Source organism: Varibaculum massiliense (assembly GCF_900106855.1).
Taxonomy (GTDB): Bacteria; Actinomycetota; Actinomycetes; order Actinomycetales; family Actinomycetaceae; genus Varibaculum; species Varibaculum massiliense.
The window spans coordinates 247,689-267,808 of the sequence record NZ_FNWI01000004.1 but is presented as its reverse complement, the minus strand read 5'-3'; the positions used below and the strand labels follow the sequence as shown (position 1 = coordinate 267,808).

The 20,120-nt window shown below is 49.8% G+C and carries 21 protein-coding genes; 12 read left to right on the top strand and 9 right to left on the bottom strand.

Annotated features, from left to right (window positions below; translation table 11 throughout):
• The first annotated feature begins 22 nt into the window (after positions 1-22).
• The 6 genes from BQ5456_RS01200 (at position 23) to BQ5456_RS01180 (ending at position 5,588) form a co-directional block, all read left to right on the top strand.
• A complete protein-coding gene (locus BQ5456_RS01200; RefSeq protein ID WP_328585293.1) occupies positions 23-916 on the top strand; it encodes an ABC transporter ATP-binding protein in 894 nt (297 codons plus the stop codon).
• Positions 910-2,061 carry an ABC transporter permease gene (locus BQ5456_RS01195; protein ID WP_071128395.1) on the top strand — a complete coding sequence of 384 codons (1,152 nt, stop codon included), beginning with the start codon at positions 910-912 and terminating at the stop codon, positions 2,059-2,061. Before BQ5456_RS01200 ends, BQ5456_RS01195 begins: the two co-directional genes overlap by 7 nt.
• 36 nt (positions 2,062-2,097) lie before the next feature.
• A complete protein-coding gene (locus BQ5456_RS01190; protein ID WP_071128394.1) occupies positions 2,098-3,453 on the top strand; it encodes a sensor histidine kinase in 1,356 nt (451 codons plus the stop codon).
• Positions 3,450-4,133 carry a response regulator gene (locus BQ5456_RS01185; protein ID WP_071128393.1) on the top strand — a complete coding sequence of 228 codons (684 nt, stop codon included), beginning with the start codon at positions 3,450-3,452 and terminating at the stop codon, positions 4,131-4,133. The genes BQ5456_RS01190 and BQ5456_RS01185 overlap by 4 nt, the downstream gene beginning before the upstream one ends.
• Before the next feature lie 478 nt (positions 4,134-4,611).
• Complete coding sequence (locus tag BQ5456_RS10525) at positions 4,612-4,905, top strand: hypothetical protein (protein WP_235858591.1); 294 nt, start codon at positions 4,612-4,614, stop codon at positions 4,903-4,905.
• Positions 4,842-5,588: an Abi family protein gene (locus BQ5456_RS01180; protein WP_235858504.1), complete on the top strand. Its 747-nt coding sequence runs from the start codon at positions 4,842-4,844 to the stop codon at positions 5,586-5,588. The genes BQ5456_RS10525 and BQ5456_RS01180 overlap by 64 nt, the downstream gene beginning before the upstream one ends.
• A 439-nt stretch (positions 5,589-6,027) precedes the next feature.
• Here BQ5456_RS01180 and BQ5456_RS01175 read toward each other — a convergent pair whose 3' ends face one another.
• The 5 genes from BQ5456_RS01175 to BQ5456_RS01155 form a co-directional block, all read right to left on the bottom strand.
• The gene (locus tag BQ5456_RS01175; protein ID WP_205407837.1) at positions 6,028-6,540 is read right to left on the bottom strand and encodes a hypothetical protein; all 513 of its coding nucleotides are present in this window, start codon (positions 6,538-6,540) and stop codon (positions 6,028-6,030) included.
• A gap of 263 nt (positions 6,541-6,803) precedes the next feature.
• Positions 6,804-7,637, bottom strand: coding sequence for an ABC transporter ATP-binding protein (locus BQ5456_RS01170; protein WP_071128391.1), 834 nt, complete (start codon positions 7,635-7,637; stop codon positions 6,804-6,806).
• Positions 7,638-7,639: 2 nt separating this feature from the next.
• The gene (locus BQ5456_RS01165) at positions 7,640-7,966 is read right to left on the bottom strand and encodes a PLD nuclease N-terminal domain-containing protein (protein ID WP_071128390.1); all 327 of its coding nucleotides are present in this window, start codon (positions 7,964-7,966) and stop codon (positions 7,640-7,642) included.
• Positions 7,963-8,658 carry a DUF5808 domain-containing protein gene (locus tag BQ5456_RS01160; RefSeq protein WP_071128389.1) on the bottom strand — a complete coding sequence of 232 codons (696 nt, stop codon included), beginning with the start codon at positions 8,656-8,658 and terminating at the stop codon, positions 7,963-7,965. Before BQ5456_RS01160 ends, BQ5456_RS01165 begins: the two co-directional genes overlap by 4 nt.
• Positions 8,658-8,984 carry a PadR family transcriptional regulator gene (locus BQ5456_RS01155; RefSeq protein WP_071128388.1) on the bottom strand — a complete coding sequence of 109 codons (327 nt, stop codon included), beginning with the start codon at positions 8,982-8,984 and terminating at the stop codon, positions 8,658-8,660. The genes BQ5456_RS01160 and BQ5456_RS01155 overlap by 1 nt, the downstream gene beginning before the upstream one ends.
• A gap of 197 nt (positions 8,985-9,181) precedes the next feature.
• Between BQ5456_RS01155 and BQ5456_RS01150 the strand changes: the two genes are divergently transcribed.
• The 3 genes from BQ5456_RS01150 (at position 9,182) to BQ5456_RS01140 (ending at position 10,368) form a co-directional block, all read left to right on the top strand.
• Entirely contained in the window at positions 9,182-9,367 is a 186-nt protein-coding gene (locus BQ5456_RS01150) for a sodium:proton antiporter (RefSeq protein WP_071128387.1), read from the top strand.
• On the top strand, positions 9,364-9,987 hold the full coding sequence (locus BQ5456_RS01145; RefSeq protein WP_071128386.1) for an alpha/beta fold hydrolase: 624 nt from the start codon (positions 9,364-9,366) through the stop codon (positions 9,985-9,987). The genes BQ5456_RS01150 and BQ5456_RS01145 overlap by 4 nt, the downstream gene beginning before the upstream one ends.
• Positions 9,988-10,185: 198 nt before the next feature.
• On the top strand, positions 10,186-10,368 hold the full coding sequence (locus tag BQ5456_RS01140; protein WP_071128385.1) for a hypothetical protein: 183 nt from the start codon (positions 10,186-10,188) through the stop codon (positions 10,366-10,368).
• A 330-nt stretch (positions 10,369-10,698) separates the two neighbouring features.
• On the opposite strand, the gene BQ5456_RS01135 is transcribed toward BQ5456_RS01140, so the two are convergent.
• Positions 10,699-11,400, bottom strand: a complete 702-nt coding sequence (locus BQ5456_RS01135) for a TetR/AcrR family transcriptional regulator (RefSeq protein WP_071128384.1) — start codon at positions 11,398-11,400, stop codon at positions 10,699-10,701.
• A 93-nt stretch (positions 11,401-11,493) separates the two neighbouring features.
• On the opposite strand from BQ5456_RS01135, the gene BQ5456_RS01130 reads away from it, so the two are divergent.
• The 3 genes from BQ5456_RS01130 (at position 11,494) to BQ5456_RS01120 (ending at position 14,119) form a co-directional block, all read left to right on the top strand.
• Complete coding sequence (locus BQ5456_RS01130) at positions 11,494-12,717, top strand: MFS transporter (protein ID WP_071128383.1); 1,224 nt, start codon at positions 11,494-11,496, stop codon at positions 12,715-12,717.
• Between the two features lie 161 nt (positions 12,718-12,878).
• A complete protein-coding gene (locus tag BQ5456_RS01125) occupies positions 12,879-13,577 on the top strand; it encodes a GIY-YIG nuclease family protein (protein WP_071128382.1) in 699 nt (232 codons plus the stop codon).
• Between the two features lie 20 nt (positions 13,578-13,597).
• A complete protein-coding gene (locus BQ5456_RS01120; RefSeq protein WP_205407836.1) occupies positions 13,598-14,119 on the top strand; it encodes a methyltransferase family protein in 522 nt (173 codons plus the stop codon).
• Between the two features lie 9 nt (positions 14,120-14,128).
• On the opposite strand, the gene BQ5456_RS01115 is transcribed toward BQ5456_RS01120, so the two are convergent.
• The 3 genes from BQ5456_RS01115 to BQ5456_RS01105 all read right to left on the bottom strand — a co-directional run bounded on the left by BQ5456_RS01115 (position 14,129) and on the right by BQ5456_RS01105 (position 20,115).
• Positions 14,129-16,366 (bottom strand): BspA family leucine-rich repeat surface protein, encoded by a 2,238-nt coding sequence (locus BQ5456_RS01115; RefSeq protein ID WP_071128381.1) that lies wholly within the window; start codon positions 16,364-16,366, stop codon positions 14,129-14,131.
• 166 nt (positions 16,367-16,532) lie between these two features.
• Positions 16,533-18,299, bottom strand: coding sequence for an ABC transporter ATP-binding protein (locus tag BQ5456_RS01110; protein ID WP_235858503.1), 1,767 nt, complete (start codon positions 18,297-18,299; stop codon positions 16,533-16,535).
• A gap of 1 nt (position 18,300) precedes the next feature.
• Positions 18,301-20,115 (bottom strand): ABC transporter ATP-binding protein, encoded by a 1,815-nt coding sequence (locus tag BQ5456_RS01105; protein ID WP_071128379.1) that lies wholly within the window; start codon positions 20,113-20,115, stop codon positions 18,301-18,303.
• Positions 20,116-20,120 lie beyond the last annotated feature (5 nt).

Below are 20,120 nucleotides of genomic sequence, written 5' to 3'. Positions count from 1 at the left end.
ATGCCCACTACGAGAAAGAGAAATGCTAATGGCGCTATCACTACATAACCTCACGAAACGATATGGGAAGACTGCTGGTGTCAAAAATGTGAGCTTGACTTTGACAACGGGCGTGTATGGTCTTCTTGGCGTCAATGGGGCCGGGAAAACGACGTTGATGCGGATGGTCTGCATCTTGACCCGGCCTACGAGTGGACGTATCACCTTTGACGGCCAAGATATTTTCACGATGGGTGAGGCGTACCGGCAACAGTTAGGTTATCTTCCGCAAGATTTTGGTTTCTATCCTGATCTCAATGTCGTGGACTACTTGATGTACATCGCAAGCCTCAAAGGGTTACGAGCCGATTTTGCGAAACGAAGAACATTCGACCTCCTGGAACAGGTCGGCTTGAAAGACTCTGCGAAGACGAGAATGCGTAATCTTTCCGGCGGCATGGTCAGACGTGTCGGAATTGCTCAAGCCATGCTGAATGACCCGAGAATATTGATTTTGGATGAGCCTACAGCAGGGCTCGACCCCAGTGAAAGAATCCGTTTTCGCAACCTCATTAGTGAACTCTCTGGCAACAGACTGGTATTGCTGTCCACTCACATTGTTTCTGACGTCGAATTCATCGCAAACACCATCATCCTTATGAACCAGGGGCAATTTATCTTTACGGGAACATCTGAAGAAATCGTCGCCTCCCTCGATAAGAGAGCGTGGGTTTTCACGGTACCCCAAAGCCAAGTGGGTCACTATCTTGAGCAGTTCTTAGTAGCGAACGTCAAAACAGCTCCCCACGGTGCCACCGAGCTACGCGTGCTCTCTGGCTATCCGCCAACACCGCAAGCTCAAGAAACAGGTGTGACCTTAGAGGACGCATTTTTGATCTATTTCGGCACGAAAGCAAAGGAAATCCAATCATGCTGATGTACGAGTTGAAAAAAATCGTGAACAACCGAGTCAACCGCGCATTGTTTGCTGCTGTTGTTGTGCTCGCAGCAGTCTTCAGCGGTTTTGCGATCAGTAGTTTCCAGTTTGTAGATTCCAGTGGTGAAACCCATACCGGTATCTCTGCTGTCCGCTCCCTCGTTGCTGATAAGAACCGGTGGCAAGGCGAACTCACCCCAGAGACGATCAGCACGATTGCGACCAAAGAAAGTAGTACTGATTGGCAGTCCCGCTCTGACATTATCTACTTGACGAGCGAGATGCTCGTCGGTGAATTCAGCGAATTTGATGACTACAAAGCCGTACTATCTGCTGAGCCTTCACAAATAGCATCGATTTATGACATCTACCAGGAAAACCTTCGGGTGATGAGCCACGAGTATGGTGACACCCCAGCGAAGGCACAATACCTGCAGAAGCAATACGACGCTATTGAGACTCCCTTCTATTATGAAGCGTACGATTCCTGGGACACCATGCTTTTATATGGCACAACGTTCAGCCTGATCCTCATCATCGTCATAAGTTTCATTACCCCCGGTATCTTTGCCGACGAGTTCCGCAACCATGCGGACGCCGTCTTCTTCTCCACCACATACGGACGAAGTAAAGCCATTCGAACAAAGATCTTTGCAGGGTTGATCATCACAACAGGGGTTTATTGGGCTGGTATTGCTTTGCTGTCCGCCATATCGTTTGCGGTCATGGGAGTCAGCGGCGCAGACACCGCCTATCAGTTTTCGCAACCTTACGCTGTGTATTCGGTGACGTTTAGCCAAATGTACGGCCTGGTTCTTGTCGGTGGGTTTGTCGCCAGTCTTCTTTCGGCTTCCATCTGCATGTTGGTCGCGTCCCGAACACGAAAAATGAGTTTGGCTGTTGCTGTTCCTTTTGTGCTGTTCTTTGTCTCTCCGTTTGTCGGACGAGCCCTGCCTTTCCCGACATTTTTCACTCTGACGCCTGATCAACTGACCAACATCATGAACTGCGCTCGTATCCCCTACATTTACGAAATAGGGGGCGCAGTTTTTCGGCAGATCCCTTTCATCCTCGTGTTGTACACCGTTGTTGCTGTCGTCCTTCTGCCACTTGTTCATCGAAGCTACAGCAGGACAATGACATAATAAAGATTGGCTCGACGATTCTAGGTGAGGTGCGAGATGACTTCTGACAAGCAAGAAGCACCCACTCTCATGCCCGACGAAAAAGATGTGGGATCTGCTGTGGGTAGCGACCGGGCTGTGGTCAAAGGACGTGGGCTGATTCCACGAATGGTTGTGACTGGATTGCTACTTCTGCTGGGGATCGTCGCATCTATCGGGCAAGATCCAGGCCCCTATCACGATCTGACCTTGGTATTCATCATCATGCTCGTTGCGTTGAGCGTACTCGTTGTTCGTTACGTTCCGTTGCTTGGGTACGCATTGAACTGGCTAGCCTTTATTATCCAAGTGATGTTTGAGACAGATTTCACCCTGGCGCAAGCAGGCGTGGTCTACACCATGTGGGTGGTCTCCTGTTACGGTTCACGATTGATCGTAATAGTAACCGGAGTGACTGCGCCTATCGGGCTCGTTGTGGGTGCCTTGGTCGTATCAAGCAGGGTCGGGGGTGATTCACTGACTTCGTCGTCGCCTTTGTCTGGTCCGCTGTGGAGATTAGTGAGCGAAATTAGGCCTGGTACGACGCCACGCGCGGTATATATCGTCGCCGCCGCTTGCCTAGTCATTTTGCCGTGGCTCTTGGGTCTGATTAGGCGCAGCCGAATCCGTGCTCTGCGCGTAGAGGAGCAACAGCGACAAGAACACGAGGAACGTTTAGCTGCTGAAGAACGTGCCAGACTCTCCGATGAACTTGCTGAAACCCAAAAGGCTAAAGCACAGCTTGCTAGAGATGTTCACGACGTGGTGGGACACTCCTTGGCCGTAATAGCCGCCCAAGCACAAGCAGCATCGTGCGTTGACGATGTCGAACAAATCCAACAGATTCTGTCCACCATTTCGACAACCGCCAAAACGTCACTCCAAGAAGTTCGAGCAGTCGTGCACGACACTGCTCACACAAACACCAACCCGTTCGCCCCGATCATCCAATCAATTCAAAGCACTGGTATCGACGTGCGAACTACAATTGACGGAACACCACGTCCGCTGGCACCAGAGATCAATCAGGTCGCCACCTTGGTGCTCAAGGAGATACTGACCAACGCCCTCAAGCATGGCGACAACTCCGCCGTCATTGATATCGCACTCAGCTGGGACAACGGCCTAACGATGTCTGTCACAAACACCGCTAACCCGCAGAATGGTGAACCAAAACTAGTCTTCGGTTTCGGGCTGGCCGGAATGCGCGACAGGCTTTCCTCAGTGGGTGGAACCTTGAACATCACCCCACAGCAAACACCGTCCGGCTGGAGCGTGACAACATCAGCCTGGCTACCATTCCAAGGCGTACAAACCCCGACCCAACCCCCAGTACAGACGTCGTCCGCCCACTCGCAAGGACAAACCGCATGAGCCAAACAGCAACCAACCAGATCAGCGTTTTACTCGTTGATGACCAAGAGCTATTCCGGCACGCAATCGAGATCATGGTCAACTCTCAACCCGACATGCAAGTTGTAGGGCACGCAACCAACGGCCTCGAAGCCATCAAAGAAACCACGAGACTGCAACCAGACATCGTGATGATGGACATCCGAATGCCCGACATGGACGGAGTCGAAGCAACCAGACGAATTCTGCGCGGTGAACGAGTCGAATCACCCGGAGTAGGACCGCGAATCATCATCTTGACCACATTCGACTTTGACTCGCTCACAGCACAAGCAATTCGCCACGGGGCAAGCGGTTTCCTCCTCAAAGACGTATCCCCGCACATGCTCCAAGAAGCAATCAGAACCGTTCACGCCGGTAATTCCGTCCTGTCACCAGAAAACCTCGACAAACTGCTCACCGGTGACATTCGCATGACACCCGCGCTGCCAGAGGAATACGATTCACTCACCGAGCGAGAACGTGAAGTCCTGCTTCTCGTTGGCCAAGGTCTATCAAACAAAGAAATCGGCCAAACCCTGTACGCATCAGAATCCACAGTGAAAACACACGTAGGCCAAATCCTTCGCAAGCTAAACCTTCGCAACCGCACCCAAATCGTCGTCTTCTGCTTCGAACACGAGCTGCACTCGATTAATTAGCATCCGGTGAACTTGGGACTGTTAGAGCGAACGGTTTTAGCAAGCACGTAAGACTTATCTCTTAGGATGTCGTATCGTTCCTGATTTTGATTTCGATTCTGCCTTGAGCCCTAACGCGAATCACCGAGAGAAACGTTGGTCTTCATGCCGGTTCTAAAGATGAACCGGATCTGGTTTGCACCGATGATGGCGTGGTCGATTAGGGCGTTCCATTGACAGGCCTGGAAGTGCTCGATGGGTTTGTCAGCTAACTGTCTGTAGGCGGATTGCGGTGGCTTTGGCGTTTTTAGCTGTTATCTGTGCGTCAATGGCGTGTATGCAGACAGCTGGGATTGCTTCGTGGGGTAATCCAGCATTGAACATTCGCGGCTAGAATCCCGTCGGATGCGTGTGATAGGCTGATACTAATCGTTCAGCCCGCTGCGACTTTTGGTTGCAGACGGGCTGGATTTCTTTCTGCCAGTAAGGGGGAGTGCAGGTGACTGTTCTGAAACCGGCAACAATCATTGATCAGCAGATTGAAATTTTACGTGAACGCGGGATGGCGCTTGATGAGTCGCTTGCCCGGCAGTGGCTCGCGAACGTGTCTTATTACCGCCTTTCTGGCTATTGGTATTCTTACAGGTACTGCCCGCAGATGCAGATCCGAAAAACCCTCACCGTCTCGATATATTTGAGACGAAAACATCGTTTAGCGATATTGCTCGATTGTATGAGTTCGACCGCAAACTTCGGACACTCATTCACGATGGTATGGAGCGTATCGAAGTAGGGTTGCGTACCCGCATTAGTGATCGACTAGCTCTCACAGATGCATTGTCTTATCTAGATTCCGCGCTTTTTCGTCCGGAGTTTGATCACAGCACCTGGCTGGATACGGCACTTGCACGGGTAGAAAGAGCGAAGAAACGTGACTCCGCGATAAAACATTACGCCAGAAAGTATGGCGAATATCCGATTTGGGTTTTAGTTGAGGCTCTCGATTTTTCTGATATTTCGCAGCTCTTTGATGGGATGGTACTTGCCGATCAGCGTGCTATCTCTGAGTCCTTAGGGCTGGTAGTGGATTCCGATAGGCTCACCGCTAAGCAGAAGGGCAGCTACTACAGGCAAGATCCGCTGGCTCGTTGGTGTGAGCAATTTACGGTTTTGCGTAATATATGTGCTCATCATGGCAGGTTATGGAACAGGTTTCTTACCCCGGCGTCAACCAACGCACTGCGCACAATTACTGACCTTTCTTCTCTTCCAAGGGGACAAAGTGACCGGATTTTTGGAGCAATCCTCCTCATGTCTTTCCTGCTGCGCCAGATTTCTCCGGGAACCAGTTGGCCGAACAAAGTCCGCCACCTCATTGAGTCTGAATACTTACCTCTAGAATCCCGATCAATAACAGAAATGGGAATACCTCAAGAGTGGCAAAAATTATCTTTATGGAATAACCCCACCAGTTAGTCTGTAATAGTCACCCTCATGCCCATCAGCAGCTACATTTCTGATACTGGACCAGCAAATAGCCGGAAAGATCCACCCGTGAAGTGTTAAGGAGCCAACACGACTCGCTAAAATGGCTCGAAAATTATAAAAGTCTGCTCAATAGAGATGCCTTCGCAGACGCAGTGAGTATCAAATCCAACGCCGAAGTCTCCACTTAGACGTCGGATTTGATAAGTACCCTTTTGCGTTAGCGAGTATCGCTTAGGGGGGTGTGAAAAATCGCCTGCGTTAGCGGGTTTGGATTTTGCGTTACCTAGTATGATGTTTTCCCTGTTCGCGTAGGGTTTTAGGGTTTGACTCGCTAATGGATGATAGGTGGCGTTCGCTCCCGTGCTTGCGATGGTGGTTCTATTTCTATTTTTCGGTTGGATCTATTTTTCTCGCCCGTGTTTGGCTTTTAGTTAAGTTCTACTCTGTTGTATACGTAAGTGGCGGTGAAAAGTAGCGCAATGATTAGCAGTAGGCTGCTGGTGATTGGCCAGACCCAAGGTGCCTGGAGTGTGTCTTGAGCGAGGTTGTTGATTATGGGGGCGAGGCCAAGGGGAGTTTTGTTGCCCTCCTGGATAAATATCGCTGACATTGTTATTAGTAGGTAGGCTCCAAATCCGGCCGCAAGGGGCGTGCCGATGCCTGGTTTAAAAGTGGCTGCGACCGTTTGTGTTGCGTGAATGAGAATGATTTGTAGCGCCCATACCAAACTAGCCAATATGATCGGGGCGGGATTAGCGCCTGGGAATAACAGTGATGTTCCGGCCCAAGCCAGGGTAGCGCTGAAGACGGCAAGGAATAGGGTAGATAGCCAGCTGCTGATAGCAAAGCTGATGAGGTAGTGTGAGCGCTGCACGCTACCAGGGAAAATAAAAGGAATGTCACCATTGCCGGTAAGCACGCTGCAACGAAAAGAGTTCATTGCAACAAGGATTACGGTAAGAATTTGGGTAAGGTTCTTTATCCATCCCGCGTAGGCTTGCTGCCAGGAAGGTTCTGGCAGTGACTGTATTAGCGTGGTTACTTCTGATCCGGCCAGAAATCTGATGATTCGCGGCGTGTATTGGGTAAACAATCCTTGGGTGAGAGCAAGGATAACGAATACCCCACCTATAATCCATGTCCCATAGGAGCGTAGGAGCCAGACAGCTTGATAGCGCCAGATCAATCTGAAACTCGAGGTATTCACGATTTTTTACCGTCGTCCTTAGTTAGTTTGGTGAAAAGTTCATCTAAGCCGCTAAAGGTGGGGTGAATCTTTGCGGCAGAATCGAGGCTATAGATAGCCTTAGCCACGGCGGTGGCAACGTCTGAACGCACCGTGACATCAAGGGTAACGTGTTTAGTTTGCTGATTGACCAGCTCGCCTAACTGTCCTTGAGCTAGCAGGCTACCGCGATGCAAGATCCCCACGTGGGTAGAGACCCTTGCAACATCGCTGAGGATGTGGGAGGAAAATACTATCGTTACCTGCCCGGTTAACTCGCGTAGTAACCCCAGGACATCTGCTCGCCCGATCGGGTCAAGAGCACTGGTTGGTTCGTCTATCAGTAGTAGTTTCGGGGAAGTAACGAGTGCTGCTGCTATTCCCATCCGTTGCTTCATGCCTCTAGAAAAGGAGCCGATTCTTCCGGGGGCTTTGTCGAGGTTAACCAGATTGAGTAGTTCGTCGCTTCTTTCGGCTGCAAGGTCTGGGGAGATTCCATCAAGGCGGGCGAGAGTGATGAGCGCATCCTTGGCTTTAAGCCAGGGGCTAATCTGGGGGACATCAGTCAGGTAAGACACGCCAGGGATCGGTTTGACCGGAAGTTTGCCCCGGCTAACTCCCAGCACGGTGGCGCTGCCACTACTGGCTCCGGCCAGTCCTGCAAGGATTCTCATGGTGGTGGTTTTACCAGCCCCGTTCGCTCCCACAAACCCATAACAGGAACCGGTAGGAACTCGAAGGTTTACGTTGTTTAGTACTTGGTGCTTACCGAAGGTTTTGGACAAATCTTTAGTACAGACTGCTAAATCCATGTTCATTCCTTCGGATACAGCTTGCTTACCACTGAACTCGCATCAACCTGGTGATGCTTGGCTGTAGCCTTCTGTTCATATTCACGCTGCACCTTAAGCTGTCTTTGTTCGTGAAAGCACATAACCAAAAAAACGATTGGTCCAATCACTTGGCCAAAGAGGATAACCAAGAGCCACACTAGGCGATTTAAACCGGCAATGTGAGCTCGCTTATCGCGCAGCAAGCAAATCAAAGACCAGACCACCGCTACCAGTTGCACCCCTATAAGGATGCAAACCCCTATCAATGCTGGGGTCGGCAAATCCAACAGTTTATCTATAGTGTTCATTGCTTGTCTCCTGAATTATGTAGCCGGGTTTTTACCCTGGCTAACGCGGTTTTCACATAAGCGAGTTGGCAAGCGCCAGCAACGAGGGGCCATAAAGCAACAATGGGCACCATCGACCGGCGGGTCATTTTCCGCTTGTCACCAGCCCGACGCATTGCTGCAAGCCAGGCTATGGACATGGCTTCAACACCCATCAGATCAGCCTGATTAGCCAAACGCACGGCATCTTCGGATTCTGGGTCCTCCCGCCGAAAGACCTGTGGCGCTAGTGCTGCAACGGTCGTTAAAACCACTGGAGCTAGCGCAGCCTGCCTGCCGGTAATAAATCTTTCAGACCCTCCGCGTGTTGAGCGCTGGAGGAGAACCTGCTCCTTGCGACTGAGCAGTACCGCCAAGAACCCAACCCCAATCCCACCGGCAATAGTGGTGAGCTTAATGCCGCGCTTTAGACGTGTGGGGACATAGTTGGCCAAGTCCGGTAGAGAATCATCGGGTCGAATTAGTCCTAAACGCACACCAACAGCACCCAGATTAACGTCCCAACCCAGTCCGTATTTTCGAGGAATGAACAAGCGCGGATTCTCTGGTTCAAAACCATCCAACGCAGCATCAGAGCGCCCTAACCACAGCCCGGAGACAGGCATCCCCAAAACTCGCGCCTGCCCTTCTGCGTCCTTACCGAACCACTTCATTACCGTATTCCTTTCTGTGTTGTTCGCTTCACAGCACAATCAAGCGCCTCCCACTCGCGGCGCATCTGCAATAAGCGATTCTTCCCAGGTTTTGCGAGCTTATAAATCTTCCTCGGTGGCCCTACCGGAGACTCCTGCCAAGCCGTAACGACCAACCCTGATTTACGTAGCCGCGCAAGCAGTGGATATAACGTACCCGTCGAAATCTCCAACCCCGCTTCCTCACGAAAACGCTCTACAAGCTGCCCCCCGTAAGAAGGACGAGACGAAAGCAATCCAAGGACAACCAGTTCAACAGCGCCCTTGCGCAACTGCGACTCAGACACAACCCCTCCTTGCTTAACCATGTTCCTTGCATAACATACTACCGCGTGTCTAAAAGTCTAGCAACTACTTTTTCGCTAGGACGTCAGGTCGGATAAGTACCCTTTTGCGTTACCTAGTATCGTGTTTTCCCTCTCTTTCCGGTAACGACAGTTATGGGATAATCAGTGAACGAACACGTAAAAGGGGAAGGGCATATATGGGAAAGAACAATGCGCGAGTGCGTAACTGGTTGATGTTGGTAGCCGTTGGGCTATTATTTGCGGCTATCTGTTTTGCTGTTTTCGGGTTCACGCACGTGATTTCGCCGGTCACCGCTATCGGAAATGCTGCTGGTTTTCTGGTAACTAGCCTGGTTGCAGGTTTTTTCGCGCTGCGTAAATGAACGATGCCCAAAAGGTCGTGTTCTTGCACGGGTTAGGTGAAACCCGTGATGTTTGGAACCCAGTAATAAAACAGCTGCCACAAACCGAGTGCATATCTCTAGACGTTTTGACAAAGAAACCGCCTTTGGATTCTTGGTCGCTTGAAGACGTATGCACCCAGATTGCTAACTCGCTGACCGAACCAGTTCACCTGGTCGGGTTATCGTTGGGTGCAGTGATCGCTTTAAAGATTGCGGTCACCCATCCGGGCAAGGTGTCCTCACTGTTTGTTTCAGCTCCGCAAGCTAAACCCCCAAAACTGTTGATGAGTCTGCAAAAGACACTAATGCGAGTTTTACCAACAAAATGGGTATGTCCGCCCCAGCTAAGCAAACCTGAGCTGGTGGGCGTGCTCGATAGTTTGAAAGGTTTAGACCTCACTTCGCAGCTACCGACTTTATCCATGCCTGTAACTGTGGTTTGCGGCAGCAAAGATAAAGTAAACCTTCCCGCAGCCCGCAAAATCGCAGGTCTTATCCCCACCGCTCACCTAGAAGTCATCCAAGGTGCAGGGCACCAGTGGCACGCCACCCATCCTCAGCTATTCGCCTGTTATCTCACGAAACATTTAGCCCGCTAAACCCCTTGCGGGGATAATATCGTCGATAAACCAGATGCGTTTCGGTACGGCTCTGCTTGTTTTGATATGTCAACAATCAACCAGACCCATTGGCTCACCCACGGAGTTTTCCTTCTGTTGGGTCTTCATATTGAGGGTGATCTGTTTTTCTCGGTTATTCTTGAGGTTAGGTGCGTGTGAACGAGGGGCGTGGTTGTGATGGCGCGTGGTAAAGCGGTAGAGCTTTTTCTGGTCGATGTAACCCCAGGTGGTATGGCTACTGCGGGGATAGCGGATTGGACGGGGATCCTCACCTCTGCACGCCGCGATCAACTTTCCCAGCTTTATAAGCGAGAGGAAGCCAATAGTGGAAGATTTCGTCGGCTTTTTTCTTCACGTTGATGTTCGTCGAAGAGGTAAGCCAGAAGTCGAGATGGAGGTTTCCTCTTCGTCCATACGCAATAGGGTGGGCTCAGTCTTCAATATAGGCTGCGGATTCCTGGGAGAAGCCTGTGTGCTGTGAAGAGCGATAGCTAGTTCATTGGCGGTGCCGTATTTGACGTAGTCGTACCAGTTGTTTGGGAAGCTCTGGATATAGTGGATCTTCTTGTATTTATTGGAAAATCGCAGGAAATAGAGGGAGAGGCTGAAAGGCTCTGCTCTTAGCTGGATGCCTTGCGATTTTGGGCAATATTTTATGCGTATTGATGATTTCTCTTGTTCACGGGTTCGTTAGGCGTTTTCGCGAGGCAAGAGCGCTATCTCTAAACCAGCGAGTACGACTTCTATGATGATTTCAAAGTATTCCTGACTCATGCGGTCTTCATTTTTCGGGTTGGCTAGCGGAATTAAGTAGCCCTGGATGATGTCAGCCAGCGTTGTGGAGCAGGTAGCTAGGGGCTGAAGTTGGGTAATCATTTGGCCTAGGTCGTGGCGCTGTTCCTGCTTGGTTGGGCTGCGCAAGTTGCGAGCAGTAATGCTCCACAGTATCGTGTTGATGATAATTGAGTATGCGATGTGAATGTACTTGCTAAAACCAGCGTCCCGTAGTTTTTTGTAAGCCACCTCCAAGATTGGTATAAACGCGGCGTCCATATGTCCATACATCAGTTTGTCGGTGACTCCGGGGAATTCAAGAAAGACGGGCCTGACATTTTCTGCTAGGGAGATGAACCAATCTTTCCATTCCAGCTGCTCGTCCGGTAGTTCGATGGTGCTAGTGATCTCGCCTATTACAGAAGCGGTAATGGCGTCACGGTTTTGGTAATGGTGGTAAATGACAGAGGGAACTACTCCCAGACGCTGCGCAAGGTCACGAATCGACCATTTTTCTAGACCGCACTCTCGGGTCAGTTCCATTGCGGTGTACATGATCTTTTCCTGCGTCAGCCAGGCGCGTCTACCCGTGTTTACCCGCTTGTCTTTATTTCCCACGAAAACAGCATACCCTCAACCTCGACAATACTAGAACATTGTTCTAGTATTGTTTCAGCTTGATTGGTAGCTCACTTTGGAAAGGATGTTTTAATGTGCGCCACTAATGAACGAAACGAGAAAGTCGAATCAAAAATAACGGGACTGTTTCCCCTGTTTTTGACGGTTTTACTGGCATATATGGGGCAGATGATTCTTAATCCAATTCTGGCTCCGCTATCGCGCGAAATCGGGTTGAAGGAATGGCATATTGGTGCCACCATTTCGTTAGCTGCCATAATGTTTTCTCTTACCTCCACCAGGTGGGGACGGGTCTCATTGCGATGGGGGTCTCGGCGTATCTTGCTTATTGGCATGCTTGCCGGAATCCTGACTCTAGGCGGATTCGCTATGGTGGTGTGGCTAGGATTTAAGGGTCTGCTCACCGGCATAGCGTTGATCATAGGAGTAGTCATAACTAGGGGCGTGCTGTACGGCGGTGCCATCGCATCAGTTTCCCCAGCCGCGCAAACCTACGTTGTGACTCATACTTACAATGAGACGCAACGGGTAAAAGGTCTGGGAGTCCTGGGCGCTGCACAAGGATTCTCGTCTATTCTTGGAGCCTTATTGGGTGGCAGCCTTGCAGCTATAGGAGGTTTCATGATGCCCTTGCTGGTGATGCCTCTGGTCATGCTTTTGGGCGTTGCCGTTTTGCTGCTAACATTCAAACCCACAGGTGGTGAAGAAAAAGTCGCTCAACCGGCAAAAGTTTCCTATTTTGATTCAAGAGTATTCGTGTTCCTGGCTTGCGGTTTCCTAATGTTTACTGCTTTTTCTACCGTGGCTACACTTTTCGGCTTTTTACTGCAGGATGTTTTGAAGCTAGCGGCCAGCGCAACAGCAGGGCTCACCGCTTTGTGCATGTCAATAATGGGTGTGGTGATGATACTGGCGCAGGCCTTGGTGGCTCCAAGGTTAAACTGGGGTGCTAAAAAACTCTTTAGAAGAGGATTAATAATCGTTCTTCTCGGGTTACTACTCTTGGTTTATCCACTAAATCTTGGACTGTTCATCGTGGCCAGCATCTTGACAGGCTTTGGTCTAGGCCTGGCGATGCCTGGCTACAACACGGCGCCTACTTTGCAAATGAAGCCCGAAGAACAAGGTGGGCTGGCCGGGTTGATTAATGCTAACAATGGTGCAGCCTATGTAGTGGCACCGATAGCCTCCACCGCACTTTACGGACTCTCTCCGTGGCTACCAATGACATGTTGCACAGTCCTGATAGCTGTGGCAATTTTGCTGAGTTTTTACCATCCCGAGTTCCGCAAATAATCTCTTTATGATTAGAAGCAAAAACCATAAAAATTCCTGCTAAAGCGGTGTTGACTTCAGCAGAACTATGATGTCTAGTCGCTACGAGATTCAAACAAACTCAAACGTCTCAAAAACCCCATGCAAACACGGGGTCATTCAGCTCAATCGCTTGTAATGGTGTGTATATTCTTGTTGGTAATGACCCTGAAGCTATTGAGAACACGTGGTGCTATATAGGCAAGACAGAAAACTTTGTAGAGCGCTTACGCGATCATGACAAAAAGAAGCCGCAGTGGGAAAAGGTCGTTATTATTGCTAGCTTGCAACGATCTTTTAACGAGGGACATTGGGGTTATTTAGAAGCCCGTTTGGTTGAAATCGCCAAGAATGCTGAGCGTTGTTCTATGCCAGATAACAAACAAACCCCTCGGGTTAGGAAGCTTTCTGAAGCGCAACGAGCATCAGCAGAATCATTCTTAGACAATATGAAGCTAATTTTGCCAATCCTGGGAGTCAACGTTTTGCGATCCCCAGAAAATACTGTGCAACCAGCTACCGCTCAGATAGTTTCTTCGCCTGTTTTCCACCTGCGCAGACGTAGAGATGGCCTAGATGCCTCGATGCAGCTGATTGATGGCGAGTTTTTCCTCCTCAAGGGATCCATCGTGGTTGCTAGCTGGGAAACCTGTAAAGCCAGAAGCCAGGCAACGGTTAACTCATATGCGGCTATAGCCAGTCGTCACCAAAAACTAGTGAGTGACGGGTCAATCCGCATAGAAAATAAGCGCGGCGTGGTCACCCGGGATATTGCTTTTACTTCTCCTTCTGCAGCAGCGGCCATAGTGTTAGCTACTTCTGCCATTGCTAGAGCGGGTTAGGCTCGTGCGAAAATAGCTGTATGACTAAAACCGGAACTTCGCATTTGCCTGTGTTAGGTGTAGGTCCGATATATGTTTCGGGTATTTTTACCGTCACGATTGCAGCGAGTCTTGTCCATTTTTTAGGCTGGATCACAAACGGAACCATCGGAAATAGTTGGGTGTATAACCTCATGATTGCGGCAGGTCTGGTTTTGATGGTGGTTGCGGTAATCGTGTGGGTTTCAGCTGTTTTTGGCTCTCACATGGTCGAAAGCGTTAAAACTGGTCAGCTTATGACTAGCGGGATATACGCTTGGGTTAGGCATCCCGTATATTCTTCCTTCCTGCTATTAAACTGCGGTCTGCTGCTCATACAAGTGAACTGGTGGCTACTAACCCTGCCGTTGATTTATTGGGTCGCGTTGACTGTTTTGATGAAACACACTGAAGAACGCTGGCTTGAAAATGAATTCGGGGATGAATACATCCAATACGCTGCCCGCGTTAATCGGATTTTTCCTTGGCCGCCCCAACGCCTCAACAAACCCCGAGAGTCATAAACTGATCCACTAGCGGGTGTTGCGGCGCAAGCGGCAAACAATGCTGCCGGCGGCCCCTAGCAAGCAAGCTAGAAGCGCGATTTGGCCAACCAAAGTCCCGGTCTGAGGCAAAGTGGAGATCTGGGTTACCTGAGTAGGCTCAGTTTTCTTCACTGGAGCAATTTTAGGGACTGGCTGCACAGTGGGGTGCTTACCAGAATGCTCTGTGGGCTTAACGGAAGGCTGGTTTCCAGGTTGGTTATCAGCGCATATGTGGATTTCTTGGCCGGTCATATTCCGCGATTGACTCTCAGTTTTTTCCTTCGCGTTTGCAGTATCTAAAACCCATTCATGTTTATTGCTATCCCATTTATGAGGGGTAGTGGTGATGGTCCTACTTTGGGATACCTTTCGATCGGCACAATTTTTAGCCCCCGGGTGATTGTTATCAGCCCACTTAGAAGTATCAACTTTAGCTTCCGGTTGCTCTGGGCGAGCATTAACATTGAGAATTCCTGCGGTAAATTCTAGTGAATATGCTCCGGCTACTGCGTCTTTAAGTTTTAAAGTTCCTTGCTTAATCGCAACCTTTCCCGCCGGGGTCTCTGCCCCGTAGTCAGCTCTGAGAGCACCGGTGAGTAAATCTTTGCTATGAGCCGCATCCACCTGGTAATCCAAGACTGGCAGTGGTTCGCCTTGCCATATCTGTGTCGGAGTTGCCGTTACTTTTACTATTTCATTAGGACGAATTAGGTAGGTGGCATCATCTACGATTTTATCTTTAACTGAATCCAACATGGCAGAAACTGTTTGTCCGTCACCCGGGGTAGCGTTCAACACCGTGCCATCGTCAACATTGCGAATATGGTAAGGGCCGGCTATAAACTTAAACCAGCTAGAAATATTACGCTTTAAAGCAGCGCCTTTGATTCGTACACTCGTGCGCCCCTCAGTGGCGAAAACGTCTGCGACGGTCTCTACCTCAACCTGGCTAATATCCCAGCCAGATACGTCCAAATTTTCTATGCTGCTGGCTCCGGCAAACATGTTGTGCATATTGGTAACTTTGTTGGTCTTCCACTTTGACACATCTGGTTTCGCGGCAGTTGCTGCAGTAAAGACACCTTCCATGTTGGTGACTTGGCTGCTATCCCAATTGGCGACATCTGGGGTGGCAGCAGTAGCTCCGTTGAACATGTCGCTCAGGTCAGTTACCTGGTTGGTTTTCCAGGCTGATACATCCGGATTAGCTGCTTTCGCGTTCTGGAACATGCCACTCAGATTGGTTACATTTTCGGTGTTCCAGTTAGAGGTGTTCGGACTCGCGGCAATTGCTCCGTTAAACATGCCATGCATATCAGTGACTTGACTGGTATCCCAGTTTGATACATCCGGATTAGCTACTTTCGCACCCTGGAACATTCCATTCATTCTGGTGACTTTGCTGGTATTCCAGTTTGAAGTTTTGGGATTAGCTGCTTCCGTCGCGCTGAACATTACACTCATATTGGTGACCTTGCTGGTATTCCACTTTGCAGTATCGGGGTTTGCGGCTGGCGCTTTATAGAACATGGCGCTCATGTCGGTGACGTTTTCGGTGTTCCAGTTGGAAGTATTCGGGTTGGCGACCGCAGCCGTATGGAACATTCCGTTCATAGTGGTGACCTTGCTGGTATTCCACTTTGAAGTATCGGGATTAGCTGCTTTGGTGGCGCCGAACATGCCGCTCATACTGGTCACCTTGCTGGTATCCCAGTTAGAGGTATTCGGGTTCGCCAGCGTCGCCTTATAGAACATATAGCTCATCGTGGTGACTTTGCCGGTATTAATACCAGTATCCGGAAAGTCGATGCTGGCCTTGTCACAGTGGGAAAAAAGGAAGCTGGAATCTTGTGGGAAATCTATGGTGGTGCCCGGATTAGGAATAAATTTTATTTCCACCGGCTGCGGTTCGGCTGGCTTGGCGTTGCCATTTGCATCTTTAACAGTTCCGCAGAATCTACTATTGGGCTCATTGTGGGTAGCCGGAGTTTCAGACATCCATTTGGCTCGATCTAGCTGACCATGGCCACTGACGGTCAGGATTTTGGCTGTCGGATCCCAGGAGGCAGTGAGGTTATCTCCTACACTGGTCGTTTCGGTATCTGCTGCATAAGCTACTGCAACTCCTAAAGGAGTTAAGAATAGGCTGGCGGCAGCAAAAATGGTGCCTGCAATAAACAGGTGACGAGAAGTAGTAGTTTCCCTATAATTTGATGTATGCCTCATGATTTCCCCCAAAAACCTTCAGTGAATTCATCAATGCCGAATCAGAAAAATAATTGGCATTAATCTCTAGACTTTTTCCTTAAATATTGAAGTAATCGCCATTTCAACGACCTCTAGCCGGAAATACTTGCAAATAATTCCGTGCATGCTACCTACCTATTCCGAACTATTGTGCGGATATTTTCCATCCAGAGGCCGCTTGACGCTCATCCCAAAAATCTCGGTAAATCCCCTCGCAATTTACAAGTTCATTGTGGGTACCAATCTGAGCCACTTGCCCCTGATTATCTAGAACCACAATCTGGTCAGCCCGAGTAATCGTGTGGAGTTTATGCGCGATTACCAACATGGTGGATTGGCGACGTAATACTTCGAAAGAGCGCAGCAGATTTGCTTCATTCTCGGCATCCAGAGCGCTGGTAGCTTCATCGAAGAGCACAATCGGAGCATTTTTTAAAATGGCGCGAGCAATCGAAACTCGTTGGCGTTCCCCTCCTGATAACGCGCAGCCACCTTCACCAACGTTTGTATCCCAACCATCGGGAAGTCGGCTAACAATATCGTTGACACCTGCTAGTTCTGCCGCATGTAGTAGAGCCTCTTTGCTCGCATTGGAGTTACCGATACGGATATTTGCTTCCAAAGTGTCATCGAAAAGATAAACATCTTGGAAAACCATTGAAATCTGGCTCATTAAATCTTCAGTCGTTAGTTCTCTGACATCTCGACCTCCAACGAGTACCGCACCCGAGTTTACGTCCCAAAATCGACAAATTAAGCGGGCAATAGTGGTTTTACCTGCCCCCGAAGGGCCTACAAGTGCGGTCATAGTGTGGGGCGCAACGGTGAAACTGACTTTGTTTAGTACCTGCTTATCATTCCCGTAAGCAAAATCAACCTCTCGAAGCTCAACTTGGTGGGGTAGGGGTTGAGGTAGCGAAGTTTCTGGCTCGGGCAGAGGGTGCGCATCTAGTACTTCGTTAATAGTCGCCATTGTCGGGCCGACCGCCAATAACCCGGTTCGACAATCAGAAATCGTGGAAAGGTAATGAGTAATTTCTAGGCTTATCCCAATGACCGCCACCACTGCCAAGGGAGCAAGACTTCCAGTAAAAGCAAGATGAACACTGGAAATAATCATTACCACGCAAATCGTTTGCGAGGCAATACCTCCGAGGAAATTCCCGATGCATTCTATCCATAGTCGGCGAGTGGATCTGCGGCGATTTTCTGCTAAAGCCGTGGCCATTTGGGGGTAAATCGTCTGGTCACATGCACGGAGCATAGATTGACAGGTAGAAAATTCTACAATCCGATCAGCTAGTTCAGTAGCCGCCGGGGCCGCGTAGGCGCTGGCAGCACTGTCAAGATAGGTTAGTGCCCACATCAGAATCAGGTAACAGATTAGGCATAACGCAAAGATTGACCCCAGGATAGGGTACCACCAGAGCAGACCAGCAAGCAGCGTCAGCAAAGTGACGGTGGCGGCAGACAGTTCCGTGAGCAAATGGGCACTCAGATTGCCGAGCTCATTGACAGTAGCTGCCCCTAGACGGGACAAACGCCCGGTAGTATCAGTGGAGAACCATCCCAGGGGCAGTTTTGCCAACTGATCCCCGACGCGGCGATGGACAGAACGCATCACCGAAAACGCGCCTTCGTAGGAGAACCGATCTCGTATGTAGATACTGATCGCTCCGATAATCGCCGTGACGAGCAGGGTTAAGATCCAGAGGTTAGCGTTATTGGCGGTTTCTTCCTGCCTGCTAGCCCAGGTATTTGCGAGCTGAATCAGCGCAAGTAAGCCTACCCCCTGCGCAATGCCGCTGATGATCCGAGCTGCCCAGCTGATACTCCTGCTGTGATTTTGAGAGTTGGCGCTGAGGCGGAAATTTGTTCGAATTATGTCGATAGCTCCCGTTGACTTATTCATTTTAGTTTCGTCCTCCTTCCGTAAGCTCAACATTGGATGCCGACCACAGGCGGCGGTAGAGTTCTATATTTTGTAGCTTCTGGTGATTACCGCAGGCCACCAGCTCTCCTTTATCAAGGAGGACGATTTGATCGACGTTCTTGACTGAATCTGGGCGGTGATCAATAACCAGAACAGTACGTCCGGCCATCAGATGGTTAATAGCTTTTTGGATTTGTGCTTCACATTCCGGATCTACCATGGCTGCTGCCTCATCCAATATGAGTATCGGCGCATCCAATAGTAAGGTTCTGGCGATGGCAATCCGCTGAGCTTGCCCCCCAGATAGCTTCAAATCTTCCCCGACAACACTGTCATATCCTTTAGGTAGTGCCATGATTTCGTCATGAATCTGTGCCTGGCGAGCAGCGTTAATAATCTCGGCTTCATCTGCATCGTGTCGCCCGATAGAAATATTGTCGCGAATGGAAGCCCGCAAGAGCTGCGCATCTTGCAGGACGAACCCCAGGTGACGGTAGAGATCGGTTCTACTCAGTTCTTTAAGGTTGACTCCACCGATTAGTACTGTGCCCGTATCGGGATCCAGGAAGCGGGCGGCCAATTTGGCCAGGGTGGTTTTCCCGGCCCCTGATGGCCCCATGAGAGCGGTTACTGTACCGGGCGCACAACGTAAGGAAACATTATCCAAAGCTAGGGTATGGCCATAGCTGAGCGATACATTTTTAAATTCGATGCTTGCGTCTTGGGGTAAATGCAGTGACTGATCCGGGCAGGAGAGGGGCTTTACCCTAAGAAGATCAAGAATCCTTTTGGCCGCGGCACCCGCTAACTGGTAATTCCAAGCAAGCTGGGTTACCAGGTTAATTGATGAGGGCAGCGCGATGGCAATTAAACAACCGGCAACTACTTCTACCGGACTAACCCAATGCTTGGAGACGAACCAGGGGCCGACAATACCAAATAAGAGAACGATCAATGGGGTAGAGGTGAGGGCGGTAGTCAGGGAAGCCGCATGCACCATTGGACGATTCCATTCCTCCATATAGTCACAGGCTTCATTAGCGCTGTGGGCATACTTGCGGTGTGCTTTTCCGGTGATCCCAAAAGTTTTAACCACCTGGATGCCTTTTACAAACTCCACCATTGCGGAGGAAACCTGATCAAGTTTTGCATCAAGTTCTAAGGATTTATCGCTCATTCCCCGCATCATCACCGCGTAGGCAATGATGTAAATCGGCACCGTAACAATTACTAAAAGTCCGAGTCTTAAATCAATAGTGAAGGTATAACCCGCGCAAAATATGGGCACTAGGGTAGCGATCAGTGAATCTACGGGGCGGTGTGCTACTAGCACATGTAGATTCTTTACATCGTCTTGCAGTACTTTACGCACATGTCCGGAAGTGTTATCGCTAAACCAAGTTAAAGGAGCTTGCCCCAGAAAACGGATAATCTTTTGCTGAATACTTGCGGATAGGCGATGATCTGCAATATGGGTAACCAACAAGCCCACAAAATAGGCGAGTAGCCCTCCACAAAATGTTCCGATTAACACCTTTACCCAAAATATGATGACGCTTTGCCTGGGGGATGCGCCATTACCTAGTGAAGTTAGGAGTTCGTTGCCGATCCCCACTAGAGCAACGAAAGGAAAAACTCGCAAAATAGCGGAGATAACGGCCATTACTTGACCGACTCGCAGCGCCATTTGTACGGGAGCTAAGAGTTCTCGTAATGCGGCTTTACCTTGTTTGCTGGTCAGCTTGATATTTGCCGCTGCATCTTTTTCTGATTCGCTAACTTGGTGATCATTCACTGGGC